Genomic DNA, 15175 nt, shown 5'->3' on the forward strand with positions numbered 1-15175 from the left:
GCGGACGTGGCTCAGCGGTAGAGCATCGCCTTGCCAAGGCGAGGGTCGCGGGTTCGATTCCCGTCGTCCGCTCCAAAATATGGCGCCATAGCCAAGTGGTAAGGCACAGCTCTGCAAAAGCTTTATCCCCAGTTCGAATCTGGGTGGCGCCTCCAGTATATATGCCGGCGTGGCGGAATGGCAGACGCGCTCGACTCAAAATCGAGTGGGAAACCGTGGAGGTTCGAGTCCTCTCGCCGGTATATCTAATAGACCTACAAGTTGCTATTGCAACTTGTAGGTCTATTTTTATTATTATATCACTTAAATTTGAATACAAAGATGCATTCTCTTGTATATTGACGTATCATTCAAATAGGTATATTGTAGATAAGTAAAGTCCTTTATTTTTTTGGTTTTATTAAAGATATAAGAGCTCTTTTAAGTTTCTTTTTTAATTGATTAAACCTTATTTTCGTAACCCTATCCTCTATAATAGAAAAGGAGTGAAGCACATGTCTGAGAAAAAAGAAGCATCCAATTATTCTGAAATTTTATTCGATCTGGCTGTATGGGAGGAAGCATGGAAGAATCAATCGACAAGATCAAAACAGATGAGTTTCTCATCGGATAATGAAGCATTTGAACGATGGGCCAAAGAATATCATCAACAGTCTTTTACTGAACAGGGAAAGCAAAGATCTGAACGCATCATAGGCTGGATTGAAAATCAGGGCGTAGAATTCGAGGGTCTATCCATATTAGATATTGGAGCTGCCTCAGGCGTTTTTACGATTCCATTTGCGGAGAAAGGAGCTACAGTTACAGCTGTAGAACCATCGGAACTGTTCCATTCATTAATGAAAGAGTCGATTCCTCCGTCCTTGCAATCCAGTATAGATTTCGTTTTAGAGCGGTTCGAGGAAATATCGATTCAGGATAAGGGCTGGGAAAAGAAATATGACTTTGCATTTGCATCCATGTGCCCGGCGATGTCAGATTGGGAAACGATCGAACAAGCAATCAGTACTGCTCGAAAATATGTTTATATTAGCACGATGGCTGGGCCGAAAGAGCATACATTATTCGATGAGCTGAAAAAGGTACTGGGTGTTTATCCACCATACATTGCTGGGGATATGGGTTATATACAACAGTTGCTGTACCTGAAAAATTATTCCTACACTACCTTGATCACTAAAGAAACAAATAATATTGAGATGCCTGTTGAGGAAGTTGTCAATAAGCTTCAGGAATGGCTCAGCATGCACGAACTGCCAACGGATGAAGGATCACTTGCTGTGGCTGAAAAATATATTAGAGACACTTACAAAGATGGTGTGGTTAAGTTCTCAAGAGGTGGGAAGTTCGGTAAAATTCTGATTCAATTGGATCAGCCGAACATGAAAGGGATGCCCACGAAAGAGAAGTAATCATACGAGTAGCATTCCATTATACATCGGAGTTGAAAGGGAGTAGCACTGCTCCCTTTCAATATGGTCATATATGGAACAACGTTCTATGGTAAGCGACATTAACTTATTCCATAACTAGCCTCCGTTTATTACATCCTCAAAAGTCCTGTTTCTTCTTCAAGGAAACAGATCAGCTTTCTGCTTACGCTCTCTGTATTGTCCAGGCGTAATCCCTTCCCATTTTCGAAAAGAACGAATAAAGTTCTGTGGGTTATTATAACAAAGCCGTGCGGCGATATCCTTGACCGTTAGGTCGCTTTCATCCAGCCACTTTTTAGCCATACTGAAGCGGTACTTCGTCAGATACTCACTGAATGCACAGCCTATTTCTTTACGGAACACACTACTTAGATAGTTTGCATTGTAGTGAAGTCTTGATGCGCATTCCTCCAAAGTCAGATCTTTATCGTACTCTTGTTTAATCATGGCAATCATTTTCTCGGATATATGTTGATATTGAGCATACTGTCTTTCCTTTAATATGAGAATAATCGGTGTGATGATATTTCCGTTAAACCAATGTTCTACCTCGGCAGCATACTGTAGAGCGTGAAGTTCATTGAAAATTGATCCATGGCCTTGGGAGATCTGTCCCAGTCGTATACCGGATTCCTGCATCATCTGCAAAATATGTGTCAGCAATCGGTTAAGCGCTACCTGATATTCTTCTGGTGTACATTCTACGCCAAACAGTACTTCAAGCAACTGGTGCAGAAGAGAGGAGGCACGAGCTTCATCTGCGTTTTGGATAGCCCGTATGAGCGTATATTCCAGTGATTCGGGATATGACGGTGACCAATGGGATGTACGATGATCCATTGCTTCAAATTGAAAGATGATGCCTGTGCCCAGTTTCATTCGGTGCTTGAGCGCTTCAAGGGCCTCCGTATAAGCTTGCGATATGTGAAACAGGGAGGCGTGGGGCTGACTAAATCCAATGCTCACTTGAAGATTAAGGATCTTACTGATCTGATGTTGAAGTTGTTCCGTTAATGTATACAGATGCTGTGAAAAACGAACATGATCTTTTTCAGTGGTACCGATGATCGTCACGACGGCATGTTCATATACAACGGGAAGCAGTTGTTGTTCAGCAAGTATGCTCTCCTCCAGTATATTTTGAATGGCGAATAGCAGAAGATCCCGATCCTTGGTATTATATTTGGTTTGATTCAAGAAATCTGCCTGTACGGTCACAACGGCTATTTGTTGCCATTCTCGAAGATGTGATTCATAGCCATATTCTTTCAGCGTATCATGAATAGTGGCTGGTGCATTTTTGCCCAGAAGCAGGTTGATTAGAAAATGAGTGTGAATCTGCAACTTATACTGATTTAATTTGTTTTCAAGTTGAGATTGGGATGCGGATAGTTGTGAAACGCCAGCTCTGATTTGCTCGAATTCATCCATATGAAACATAGAACTGGTTTTAAAATGTCCTTTGGACCATCGTCTGTCACCGAGTTGTATAAGAAGTTTACGAATTGGGATATGCATTCGCCTCGACCCTACCCATGAGAGCAGTAGTGAAAGCAATAGCATGGCGATGCTGATGTACATGGTGTGCAACCCGATCTGAACATACTCATGGGTTAGGATGTTTGTAGGCGAAATGAGAATATAGGTCCAGCCTTTTAGAGAAGAATGCGTATAGGACAACAAGTAATCAGTATCTGCAATACGTACCTCACGTTGACCTGAAGAGGCAGCGAACTCACGCTTAGATAACAAACTACTAAAGTTGTCCCTCGAATCGTTATCCCGTATTCCTGCAGCAGACATGGGCTGTCCAATATAACCGGGATCGGGATGAACCATAATCCGCTGTTCACGATTCAGAATAATAAGTCCAGCGGCAGAACTGTCCATTGGGTCTTCTTCCATTGGTTTTTGCAGTGAACATGCAGGAATTCCAGCAATTAGAGCTGTATCGGAAGATGCATATACATGGGGTATCGATCTGGCAAGTGCAATATGATAGATGCATCCTGAATTCATTATGCGCTCCTCGTTGTTAAATATGGAGGAGGGGATGAGCTGCCAACCGGAAGTGAGCGTGTTCGATAACAAGTCCTTCATGGGAAGAGTCAAGGGAAAATTAGTATTAAGATATAGTCCAGCATGATCGATAAGCCAATCCTGGGTCTGATTTACGAGTGTAATATCCATTAAAGGCTCCCATGACCTCATATTCTTGAATTCAGTCTGTAACTTCTCAGCAAACAAAGGGCCGGTGCCTTGGACCGATGATGATGAAGTTAGCGAATGGAGGGTATCCGGTGACCGAACCGCCTGATCGAGCATATAGCTTACGGTTGCAAGTTTATGCTCCACATTGGTTTGCATTTGGATTAACAGTTGTTGATTGGCTTGAGCACGATGCAGCTCTGATTGTTTCGAAGAATAGATAAAAGCAGCGATTCCCGTCAACAGAATGGGGAGGGTACTTAACAAGATTCCGAACACTATCATTTTATGTAAATAGCTGAATGATCGCACAAGTCCACTCCTAACGAATGAATTAGTAACACTTTCTATTTTAGTAAACGCTTACATATAGAACAATCTAAATTTTGTTTATTTGGATAAAAAAGTAATAAATATCAGAGTGGAAATCAGTGAAGAGCATGTCGGGAGTGTATTTCAGGACTTTTTAGCTTTAATCGAGAGCGACATATGGGAAACCTCAGTCTGGGGAACACGTAGATAAGAGGTATGGACGTCATATTCTTACGGGGTGTCCTGGGTTTGAATAAGGGGAATAAGACACAGCCAAGGCCTTTATTCCGTGCAGTGGCCAATGGTCTGACCCAAGGACAGTCAAAGGTCCAACCTGTTCCCCGACCTGAGTCTAGGATGAAAAACCGTCCACGGTCTGTTTTGAAAAGCCGCAGTTTCCCCTAGAATAAGGACATAAGGTTAAACAAGAAACAAACGAACAAACAAACCAACCAAAATGAACGAACCGAAAGGGTGGTGAACAACAATTATGAGATGGAATAAAGGAAATGGCTGGGCGGTTGTACTGATTGCGCTGGGTGCACTCCTCCTCTTCGGAAAGTTAACTCCTCTACTGGGACACTTAATGGGTTATCTGATTCCGATCCTGATGATTGCACTTGGATATTACGGAGTTAAACGAGGAAATGTACTGCTTGGATGGATTGTGCTCTTCATCGGTATCCTTTCCCTACTGGGCAAACTGGCCTGGTTGATCGGACCGATCATCGCAATCGGGTTAATCATCTTCGGATTCTCCATGTTGAGTAATAATCGCAGTCGTCGTGGCCGTTACTAAGCTTTCACGATCATGAAAAGGAGGACAGAATAAAATGAGTGTATTTCGTCGAATGCGGGATATTACCGTAGCTACTTTAAACGAACATTTGGAGCAAAGTCAGGATCCAGTCAAACTAATTGATCAGTTTCTGGTCTCGACCCGCCAAGACATCGGTGAAGCCGAGAAGCTTCGTCATCAATATGCAAGTCATACCAGACAAATGAAACAACAAGCGGATCAGGCAGCTGGTATGGTACACAAACGGGAAGAACAAGCTTCCATGGCTCTGAAGGCAGGGGAGGAGCACTTAGCCAAGCTTGCTTTGCAGGAGAAAATTCTCCACGAGGAAAAAATGGAGCAATACAATGAATTGTACGCACAAAGCAATGCGGCTTTACAGGAACTGGACGAACAGATCGACCAGCTGAAAGTAGAGTATCAAAATGTATACAGCAAACGCCAATATTACTACGCTCGTATGCAGACGATTCAACTGCAGCAACGAATGAATCAGAGGGGTCACTACAACGGGCAGAACGTACCTCGTATGTTCAACCGATTGGATGATCAGGTATCTGATCTGGAATATGAGGCACAAAGTCTCCGGGATTTGCGGCGAATGAGTCAGGATGGGGCAGGAACAACGGGTACCATGTCATCCTCTACGCTGGACAAAGAACTGGAACGGCTGAAGCAAAAGCTGAACAATGACAGAAAGGAGTAGACACATGAATAAACTATACCGCTCATCGCGTAATCGTATGCTGACGGGTTTGATCGGCGGCATTTCTGAAAATCTTGGATTTAGCTCCACGCTGCTGCGTATCATTTTTTTCATCAGCATCTTCGCTACGGGAGGTACATCATTGCTGATCTACTTCATCGCTGCATTGGTAGTGCCAAAAGAATCCTATCATGCTGATCCATACGCTTATGGTGCGGATCACGTAAGAGGATACAAGTAAACGAAAGGAGCAAGCACATGAGCAAATTATACCGCTCAACGCGTGACCGGATGCTGACAGGATTGTGTGGTGGGATATCCGAGTCGATCGGCATGGATTCAACCTTGCTGCGTATCATCTTCGTCATCAGTATCTTTGTAACTGGCGGCACGTCGTTGTTAATCTACTTTATCGCAGCATTGGTGGTGCCCAAAGAGCCATATCCACCTTATGATCCATACGGCTACGGTCCAGGCCCTGGTGCTGGCGGAGGATACAATAACTTTGATCACGAGCCGCCAAGAGGTCCTTTCCAAAACAACCGTAATCAAGGCCCTGGAAACTTCGGTCCTGGTCCAGGATACAACAACAGACCTCAGTCTGGTCCGCGTTCTTATGACAACAACGCCTATGGAGCCGGCTCACAGCAAGAAAGTGAACTGGATTCCATGATGAAAGATATTGAGAAAAAAGCACTGAAAAAAGAAGTTGAAGAGCTTCGCCAAAAATTATCTCGTTACGAGAAGGGAGAAAAGTAAAATGGGAGTATTTAAACGGATTAAGGATATGACGAAAGCGTCGGTAAATGATATGTTGGATAAAGTGGAAGACCCTATTGTAATGTTGAATCAGTACTTGCGTGACATGGAGGCTGAAATTCATGAGGCCGAGGTAACGGTTGCCAAACAAATGGCGAACGAGCGCCGCATGAAACAACGTCTAGACGAAGCAGAGCGTACATCGGTACAGCGGGAATCCCAGGCAGAAGCTGCACTGGCTAATGGTCAGGAAGAAGTGGCACGCAAATTGCTGGAAGAGAAAATCTATTTTGATCAAAAAATTACGGAGTACCGTGAACTTCATGCACAGTCCGAAGCCCAAGCGAAAGATCTGCTGCAACAGCTGCATGACATGAAGGATGAGTTCTACAAAATGCGTAACAAACGCAATGAACTCGTATCCCGTGCACAAATGGCGAAAGCTAAAAAACAAATGTCTCAAATCAACAGCTTGCACTCCATCGAGAGTGGTGGCGCATCCCTTGGATTCCATCGCATGGAAGAGAAAATCATGCAAATGGAAGCGGAAGCTGATGTGATCCGGGCACCTTATCGTAATACACAATCTACCTACACTAATCCTGTAGATACGGAAAAGCAATTCAAAGTGGACCAACAACTGCAAGCATTGAAAAACAAAATCGGCAATGGTTCCAAAAATGAAACGGGCGGTACTTCAAAAGAATAACTGTTCGCTCAGCAGACAATATGATATTCTATAAATCGTGAATAAAGAACGGTTTGTAGAACAAAAGTTAAGCCATACAGGTGTTCAATGCCTGATATGGCTTTTCCGTCGAATAGGAAAGATCAACTACAGAGGAGGTGCGGCAGAGATGAATAAAAAAGGTCAATGGCTTGCAGTGATTATCATTGTCATCGGCATGTTGATGTTACTGAATCGAAATATAAACCTGCTGACCGTCGCCGCACTGATACTGTTAACGATAGGTATGGTTCAAGTTCGTAAGGGAGACACCCACAAAGGATATCGATATCTGGGTATCGGTGCAGCATTGCTGCTGCTTGATAACTTGATGATTGTTTTTCTGATAGTACTGGCTTCACTGGCTTATTTTTATTCCAAAAACAAAAAGATTCATTTAGATGGGAATGTCATGCGTAAGCAAAACTTCATGGCTCGGTACTATTGGGATCAGGCACCATGGACATTGCGTAGTATGAGCTTATGGCATGCCATGGGTGAAATCAATGCAGATCTATCACTTTCCCTCCCGGAAGAGAAACAAACGATTGTACTTTTGCAGGGGATTATGGGGAATGTACGTCTGACACTGCCTGAGGATTATGGTGTTGAAATTGAGGCATCGGTACTCTTTGGACGGATTAGCCTGAACGGAGAGCAGGATAGTGGCATGATGAACAAATTGGTATGGAGAACTCCTGGATACGAATCCAGTGAACATAAAGCAAAATTTGTCATTTCGTATATTGTTGGCGACCTAAACATCAGTAATCCGTAATAAGTTAAATAGGTGAAGAAAGGAGGAGCCCGGATGAAGACAAAACGACATACCGACATGGTAACCCGAAGTATGGGTGAAGGGGTCCTCCTTGTTTTCATTGTGCTCGCCGTGATTTTGTATGTATTGTATACATATGGTTACCTGGCCCCTTTTGCAGGCTGGAGGCATCTGATTCAATCGGGTCTGGCATTACTGCTGCTCCTGATCGGTATGGGGGCAGTCTTCGGATTTTATCAAAGTTACCGGGTTAAACGCAGGCTTGAACTGTTGCGAGAGACACTGCTTCAATGGGAAAAGGGTTCACTATCACGTACCGTGCCGGACCTTGGTATTGACGATGTCGGCCGATTAAGTGAGCAGCTTGGTCGTATCGGCAAAAAGTGGGAGGATCAGGTCTCTTCGCTGCAAAGACTGTCTACGAATAACGCGCAGCTCGCTGAACAGGCCAGAATAACAGCCATTGTGGAAGAGAGGCAGCGACTTGCACGAGAACTGCATGATGCAGTATCACAGCAGTTATTTGCCATTTCCATGACAGCAACAGCGGTTGGCCGGAAGATGGAAACAGATTTTGAACGGGCCAAGAGGCAGATCGCTTTGATTGAAGAGATGGCATCGGTTGCCCAGTCCGAGATGCGTGCATTGCTGTTGCATTTGCGACCCGTCTATCTGGAAGGAAAACATCTGGAACAAGGTCTGCGTGATCTTGTAATGGAACTGAAAACGAAGGTACCTATGGATATTGTGCTTGAAATGGATGAGGACATTCATCTGATCAAAGGCATTGAGAACCATCTGTTCCGTATTATACAGGAAGCGATGTCCAATACATTACGGCATGCCAAAGCGGAGAAAATGGAAATCCGGCTTCAGCGCCGTACAGATGCGATTCGGGTACTCATTCGAGATGATGGTCAAGGCTTTGACCTGGATGAAAATAAGCAAGCTTCCTATGGCCTGGCTAATATGCGTGAACGTGTCACTGAAATTGGGGGAGCTATACAATTTGTAACAGCGCCAGGTAAGGGAACGCGGATTGAGATTACGATACCTTTGATGAGCGATGAAAGCGAGGAAGAACATGTCAATAGAAACGGGAATAGAAACGGAGACGGAAGCGGAAACGTCGATCAAAGTGCTGCTCGTGGATGATCATGAGATGGTACGTATTGGACTCGCTGCGGTTCTGGATACCGAAGATGGCATTGAAGTGGTCGGAGAAGCGGGCAGCGGTGAGGAAGGCATTCGGCTGGCACAGGAGTATAAACCTGATGTTGTCCTGATGGATCTCGTTATGGAAGGCATGGACGGGATTGAAACCACCCGGCAGCTGCTTAAAATGTATCCGGAATGCAAGGTCATTGTGCTGACCAGTTATCTGGATGATGAAAAAATGTACCCGGTTATTGAAGCAGGAGCTTTCAGTTACTTATTGAAAACATCCAGAGCCAATGAGGTGGCCGATGCGATCCGTGCTGCAGCTCGGGGGCAATCAGTTCTGGAGTCACAGGTAGCATCAAAAATGATGAATCGTTTCCGACAGCCGCAGGCAGCCGCACCTGCCCATAATGAATTGACTGATCGGGAGATGGATGTACTTCGGTTGGTGGCGAAGGGGAAATCTAACCAGGACATCGCCGATGAACTGATTATTGGGATCAAAACAGTGAAATTCCATGTCACGAATATACTTGCCAAATTGGGTGTCGATGATCGTACACAGGCTGCCATATATGCATACAAGAATGGACTTGCAGAGTAGTCCTGAAGTGTACTCGCTTAGGCTTGCCACTACAGGGTTGAGGGTTAGAACAAGGGAATTCAGGAGCTTGGGAAGATATGCAGTCGGAAGTCTGGTTCTTCCCATGATATGATATAAGAGGTCCGATTAGCCATGAAAATGGGTGATCGGGCTTTTTTTGTATCTCAGAAAAGTTTAGCAATGACGTAATAAGGGCATGCTGATTGATAGATTCATAGAATGCAAGAAAGAGCGGAGGATTCGAATGGTAAACCGATGGATGGCAGCAGGCATATTGACAGTGGCAATCATTGTACTTGTAGGCATGACTCATGTGTACGCGGAGAAGACAGAATCCGAAGCAGGCAAGCTGGAGCAACTAATGAAGACGGCAGATACGGCAATCGATCATATGGAGCATTTGGTTATTAAATGGCAAGGGGAAGGTCATGGCGATGCCAGAGAGCAGGCAGAGATGCTCGCTCATCAGCTGGGATTGCAGCACCCTGAAACTGGTCGTCAAACAGGCCATGATGTATACCGAAGCGAGATGGTTGCTGATGGTTTGCATCCAGGTATACTGATTAATGTTGTTGTTACTGAAAAAAATGAATATTACACGATCGTTCAGATCTCAGGAAATGAACGTACTGACCAGCAATTGTTCATTTCATTACATGAAAAGATATCGCAGTTGCTCACCAATTCGGGAATGAAGGCAGCATGGAATTTGGCTGTGCAGGGGACCGGTTCATTGGAAGGTGGCGCCAGTAATCAATTGGAGAACATCGAGAAACAGCTGTCCGGAGATATAGATATGAAAGCGATTGAACGGTATACGGATACCAACACTGCCAGTGTGTCTTATGAGGCTTCCGATCTGCCGCTAGCGATTAAGAGCGGCACGCATAACCTGAATATGCAGCTCGCTGTCCATCAGGATGGTGAAAAGGGAATCAATCGAGTAACAGTCGGTTTTCCGGTAATTACGATAGAATATTAATGCCACACACTATCGTGAATTTATAGGCTTGATCATGATTTTTATCGATGGAATCTTCATGAAATTTGGGAAAATGGGATAGCATTTCTCAGGAAAATTAGTGCAACCCTTGGGGCTTTATGCTAAAATGGCATCACATCCAAGAAGGAAATTTGCTGGTAATTGACGGTTGTATGTTGCGTATATAACACCATTACATAGCTCGGGGAGAGCATGAAGTGATCTTCCCGGAAAGAAAGAGGAGCCCATGGTCGAAAAACAAATGCAAGATGAAGTGCAGACACCAGGTGCAGTATTTTTCATTTTTGGAGCAACGGGTGATTTGGCCCGCCGGAAGCTGTTTCCGGCCATCTACAGTCTTTACCGTGAAGGCAAGCTAGCCGAGGACTTTGCGGTTATTGGTGTAGCGCGTCGTCCGAGGTCACCAGAAGAATTCCGGGAAGACATCTATGATTCCATTAAAGAGTTCTGCCGTTATCCGGCGGGGGAACCCGATGAGTGGAATGCTTTTGTCGAACATTTTGAGTATAAATCACTAGATATCAATAACGTGGACGGTTTCAAAGAGTTACGTGAGCAGACCGAGAGTCTGGAAGCGAAGTTTAATACACCAGGTAACCGCTTGTTCTATCTGGCACTGGCCCCTGAGCTCTTTGGCAGCGTCTCATATAGTTTGCGGGATGGTGGGATGCTGGAGAGCCGTGGTTGGAATCGACTGGTCATCGAGAAACCATTTGGATATGATCTGCAATCGGCCGAGCATTTGAATGAACAGATCCGTGAAGTGTTCCGTGAGGAAGAGATTTATCGAATTGACCACTATCTGGGCAAGGAAATGGTGCAAAATATTGAAGTGATTCGGTTCGGCAATGCCTTTTTTGAGCCGCTATGGAATAATAAACATATTGCCAATGTCCAGATTACACTGGGAGAGACGGTCGGAGTAGAAGAGCGCGGTGGATACTATGATCATTCCGGGGCATTGCGTGATATGGGGCAGAACCATATGCTGCAGATGCTGACCATGATTGCCATGGAGCCGCCAAGCCGTTTATTCCCGGAGGACATTCGTGATGAGAAGGTCAAGGTACTGCGTTCTCTACGGGCTTTCACCTCAAATGAAGAAGTGAGCACTAACGTTGTACGTGGACAGTATACCGAAGGGGAGTATCGTGGCAAGCATCTTCCCGGTTATCGTCAGGAGGACAAGGTTGATCCGGAATCCAATACGGAAACATACTTTGCCGCACGTGTATTTGTGGATAATTTCCGCTGGGCAGGAGTGCCGTTCTATATTCGGACAGGCAAGCGTCTTCCGGTGAAAACGACCGAGATTGTGGTTGAATTCAAATCCATGCCGAGCAATGTATATCTGGGCAAAAAATACAAGCTGGAGCCGAATCTGCTCGTGATTCGGGTGAATCCGATGGAAGGCATTTATATCAAAATCAATGCCAAGAAGCCGGGTTCAGACTCCGAGATTCAGCCGCTGGCCATGGACTTTTGTCAGAGCTGCATGATTGGAATCAACTCGCCGGAGGCGTATGAACGCCTGCTGCATGATGCTGCAGAAGGAGACTCCACCTACTTTACCCGTTGGGATGAAGTCGCAACAGCGTGGTCCTTCGTTGACCGGATTGCAGCAGCGTGGGCGGAGAATCAAGGTGAACTGTACACATATCCGGCAGGTACGTGGGGGCCGGAAGCGACAGGTAAACTGCTGGAGCAAGACGGGTTCCACTGGTGGCCGGTGAACGGTCAGGACGAAGACAGTGTCATCTGGCAAGTGAACAATTAATTGCAGGAGCACTACTCACGTCCGGCAGGGATTTGATTTTTATTGGGGATAAGCCTAACACTGTTATAAATAAGACTTGGGAAGAACGCAGAGCAGCGATCTTTTCAGGTCTTTTTTGCGATGAAGAGGTGGGAAATGTAAACTATTGCATATAATAAAATAAGTTGTTGACAAAAAGTAAGTATATAACTTATACTCAATCCAAGAGATAAAGAAATTACGCAGAGGTATACGAATCCCGATGACGAATCGGATACGTACATCATTCATGAGATAAAATGTGAACCAGGTGAAGGGGTTACGAAATAAATTCATGAAGAAAAAATTTTAGCATAATATCTTTAATCTAAGAATACTATTTTGTATATATTGAATGGAGGAAAAGAAAATGTTGGATGTAGGATTGTTGTTGATTCGTTTGGTGATTGGATTGTCGTTCATGGCGCACGGGGCTCAGAAACTGTTTGGATGGTTCGGGGGATATGGGATCAAGGGAACCGGCGGCTGGTTTGAATCGATGGGGATGAAACCCGGTGCACTGGTTGCATTGTTGGCGGGACTCGCTGAATTCGGCGGCGGATTGCTGCTGGCTCTGGGTCTGCTCACACCGGTAGGCGGCATTCTGATTGCTCTGACTATGGTTATTGCCATTGTGAAGGTTCATGGTGCAAACGGGTACTGGTCCACGCAAAACGGATTTGAGTATAACCTCGCGATCCTGGTAATTGGTGTGGCGCTGGCTTTGACAGGTGGAGGACAATACGCACTGGACGCATTCATTTTCTAAGATTCGACGAATAAAATAATTGAAGAGTACCTGGATGCCATAATAATGGCGGAAGGGTGCTCTTTCATATTATCAGGTTAGCCAGAATCTTCTGGTTGGCTTTTTTTGCAATCGGAAAAGAGAAGAATCTCTGCTGTACGTAATCGGTTATTTTCAGTAAAGATTATGGTACAATAGGAAAGTTGAATACTAAATCAGGTCTACGGCATGAATGGAAGCACAACACTTAGGGAGGATGAACTCCGTTGTAAATGTGTAAAATTAATATAGGGATGCTTAATCTGGTGTACGAAATGTGAAAGTACAATCAACCGGCATAGCCGGATTGCATAAAGATTGAATGGATAGACCGGCTTCGCCGGATTAACGTGAATGAACGGATGAAAGGGATAGAATCTATGAGCAAAGCTGCAGATAACATTCTTCAACAGGAAGTGGACAAACGCCGGACGTTTGCCATTATCTCTCACCCGGATGCGGGTAAAACGACATTGACCGAAAAACTGTTGCTGTTCGGGGGCGCGATTCGGCTTGCCGGTACAGTCAAAGCTCGGAAAGCAAGCAAACATGCAACAAGTGACTGGATGGAGATTGAGAAACAGCGGGGGATCTCGGTAACCTCTTCCGTAATGCAGTTTGATTACCTGGGTCATCGTGTCAACATCTTGGATACACCGGGTCACCAGGACTTCAGTGAAGATACGTATCGTACACTGACGGCTGCCGATAGCGCGGTCATGTTGATTGACGTGGCCAAAGGTGTCGAGGCCCAGACCATTAAATTGTTCCAGGTTTGTGCGAAGCGGGGGATTCCGATCTTCACGTTTATCAACAAGCTGGACCGTGAAGGACAAAGTCCGTTTGATCTGATGGAAGAACTCGAAAACGTACTGGGAATTCGCTCCGTACCGATGAACTGGCCGATTGGTACTGGCCGCGAGCTGTGTGGTGTGTATGACCGGATGAAAAATCAGGTGGAATTGTTCCAAGGGGACGATCACTCGACCATCAAAGTACAAAAAGTGGATGGATACGAAGATCCGATCATTCGTGAAATGGCAGGAGACTATCTGCATGATCAGCTATGTCAGGACCTGGAGCTGCTGGATGTTGCAGGGGACCAGTTTGACATGGAAAAGGTACAGCGCGGTGAACTGACCCCTGTTTTCTTCGGCAGTGCCATCAATAACTTTGGTGTGCAGACGTTCCTTGAGAACTTCCTGCAGCTCGCACCGAAGCCGGAACCACGTCGCAGTACAGCGGGTGAGATTGAGCCGACGAATGAGAAATTCAGCGGTTATGTCTTCAAAATTCAGGCGAACATGAACCCGGCGCACCGGGATCGTATCGCATTCCTGCGGATTGTATCCGGTAAGTTCCAACGCGGCATGAGCGTAAAGCATAATCGTGTGGGCAAAGAAATCAAATTGTCGCAGCCGCAGCAATTCCTGGCACAGGATCGAGATATTGTAGAAGAGGCTTACGCAGGCGATATTATTGGTCTGTTCGATCCGGGTATTTTCCGGATTGGCGATTCATTGAGCCAAGGTAGCGAGGTTATTTTTGACGAACTACCGACGTTCTCACCTGAGATTTTTGCCAAAGTTACGGTGAAAAATGCATTGAAACATAAACAGTACCAAAAAGGGATTGACCAGTTGACCGAGGAAGGTACGATTCAGGTGTTCAACACGGTGAGCTTCGACGAGACGCTGCTCGGGGTAGTAGGTCAGCTCCAATTCGAGGTGTTTGAATACCGGATGAAAGGCGAGTACGGGGTAGACGTGCAGCTGCAGCGCATGCCTTATCAATTCGCTCGCTGGATCGTGGACGAGAATCTGGACCCAAGCAAATTCCGGATCAACTCCGCTCTGGTAAAAGATAAAAAAGGGAATTATGTAGTTCTGTTCGAAAATGAATACGCGATGAGAACCGCAATGGACAAAAACCCGACGGCGAAATTCCTGGAGACAGCTCCATAAGCCGCTGCTTCCTAAAATAGCAAAGACAGCATAAGCAATGATGTATACACAAACAAGGTACAGTCTCCTGAGTTTTAATTCAGTGACTGGACCTTGTTTTGTTGGGGGCCTAATTCGTCTATAGGGAATTTAACTGCCT

Annotated in this window: 14 protein-coding genes and 3 tRNA genes; 16 read left to right on the forward strand and 1 reads right to left on the reverse strand. The window is 45.2% G+C overall.

From position 1 onward, the window contains the following. From PPA03S_RS14460 to PPA03S_RS14475, 4 genes are all read left to right on the forward strand, one after another. Positions 1-75 (forward strand) — tRNA-Gly (locus PPA03S_RS14460). A gap of 6 nt (positions 76-81) precedes the next feature. Continuing rightward, a tRNA-Cys gene (locus PPA03S_RS14465) sits at positions 82-155 on the forward strand. 8 nt (positions 156-163) lie between these two features. Beyond that, a tRNA-Leu gene (locus PPA03S_RS14470) sits at positions 164-242 on the forward strand. A 252-nt stretch (positions 243-494) separates the two neighbouring features. After that, positions 495-1412, forward strand: a complete 918-nt coding sequence (locus PPA03S_RS14475) for a class I SAM-dependent methyltransferase (RefSeq protein WP_062324032.1) — start codon at positions 495-497, stop codon at positions 1410-1412. A gap of 159 nt (positions 1413-1571) precedes the next feature. Here the strand turns inward: PPA03S_RS14475 and PPA03S_RS14480 are convergent, their stop codons facing one another. Then, positions 1572-3926, reverse strand: coding sequence for a helix-turn-helix domain-containing protein (locus PPA03S_RS14480; protein ID WP_217998941.1), 2355 nt, complete (start codon positions 3924-3926; stop codon positions 1572-1574). Positions 3927-4443: 517 nt separating this feature from the next. Here PPA03S_RS14480 and PPA03S_RS14485 point away from each other — a divergent pair. From PPA03S_RS14485 to PPA03S_RS14540, 12 genes are all read left to right on the forward strand, one after another. Beyond that, positions 4444-4752 (forward strand): LiaF transmembrane domain-containing protein, encoded by a 309-nt coding sequence (locus PPA03S_RS14485; protein WP_062324034.1) that lies wholly within the window; start codon positions 4444-4446, stop codon positions 4750-4752. 34 nt (positions 4753-4786) lie between these two features. Next, the gene (locus PPA03S_RS14490) at positions 4787-5458 is read left to right on the forward strand and encodes a PspA/IM30 family protein (RefSeq protein ID WP_062324035.1); all 672 of its coding nucleotides are present in this window, start codon (positions 4787-4789) and stop codon (positions 5456-5458) included. Between the two features lie 4 nt (positions 5459-5462). Further along, on the forward strand, positions 5463-5699 hold the full coding sequence (locus tag PPA03S_RS14495) for a PspC domain-containing protein (protein WP_062324036.1): 237 nt from the start codon (positions 5463-5465) through the stop codon (positions 5697-5699). Between the two features lie 17 nt (positions 5700-5716). Next, the gene (locus PPA03S_RS14500) at positions 5717-6217 is read left to right on the forward strand and encodes a PspC domain-containing protein (RefSeq protein WP_062324037.1); all 501 of its coding nucleotides are present in this window, start codon (positions 5717-5719) and stop codon (positions 6215-6217) included. Between the two features lies 1 nt (position 6218). After that, complete coding sequence (locus PPA03S_RS14505) at positions 6219-6926, forward strand: PspA/IM30 family protein (protein ID WP_062324038.1); 708 nt, start codon at positions 6219-6221, stop codon at positions 6924-6926. A 148-nt stretch (positions 6927-7074) separates the two neighbouring features. Further along, positions 7075-7722, forward strand: a complete 648-nt coding sequence (gene liaF / locus PPA03S_RS14510) for a cell wall-active antibiotics response protein LiaF (RefSeq protein WP_062324039.1) — start codon at positions 7075-7077, stop codon at positions 7720-7722. Positions 7723-7755: 33 nt separating this feature from the next. Next, on the forward strand, positions 7756-8877 hold the full coding sequence (locus PPA03S_RS14515) for a sensor histidine kinase (RefSeq protein WP_062324040.1): 1122 nt from the start codon (positions 7756-7758) through the stop codon (positions 8875-8877). Next, the gene (locus tag PPA03S_RS14520) at positions 8807-9487 is read left to right on the forward strand and encodes a response regulator (protein ID WP_062324041.1); all 681 of its coding nucleotides are present in this window, start codon (positions 8807-8809) and stop codon (positions 9485-9487) included. The genes PPA03S_RS14515 and PPA03S_RS14520 overlap by 71 nt, the downstream gene beginning before the upstream one ends. 244 nt (positions 9488-9731) lie before the next feature. Next, a complete protein-coding gene (locus PPA03S_RS14525) occupies positions 9732-10469 on the forward strand; it encodes a YwmB family TATA-box binding protein (RefSeq protein ID WP_062324042.1) in 738 nt (245 codons plus the stop codon). Between the two features lie 247 nt (positions 10470-10716). Continuing rightward, positions 10717-12267 (forward strand): glucose-6-phosphate dehydrogenase, encoded by a 1551-nt coding sequence (zwf, locus tag PPA03S_RS14530; RefSeq protein WP_062324043.1) that lies wholly within the window; start codon positions 10717-10719, stop codon positions 12265-12267. A 388-nt stretch (positions 12268-12655) separates the two neighbouring features. Continuing rightward, a complete protein-coding gene (locus tag PPA03S_RS14535; protein ID WP_062324044.1) occupies positions 12656-13054 on the forward strand; it encodes a DoxX family protein in 399 nt (132 codons plus the stop codon). Between the two features lie 398 nt (positions 13055-13452). Further along, positions 13453-15036, forward strand: a complete 1584-nt coding sequence (locus tag PPA03S_RS14540) for a peptide chain release factor 3 (protein ID WP_062324045.1) — start codon at positions 13453-13455, stop codon at positions 15034-15036. Positions 15037-15175: the final 139 nt, after the last annotated feature.

It is taken from the genome of Paenibacillus pabuli NBRC 13638, from assembly GCF_001514495.1.
Taxonomy (GTDB): domain Bacteria; phylum Bacillota; class Bacilli; order Paenibacillales; family Paenibacillaceae; genus Paenibacillus; species Paenibacillus pabuli.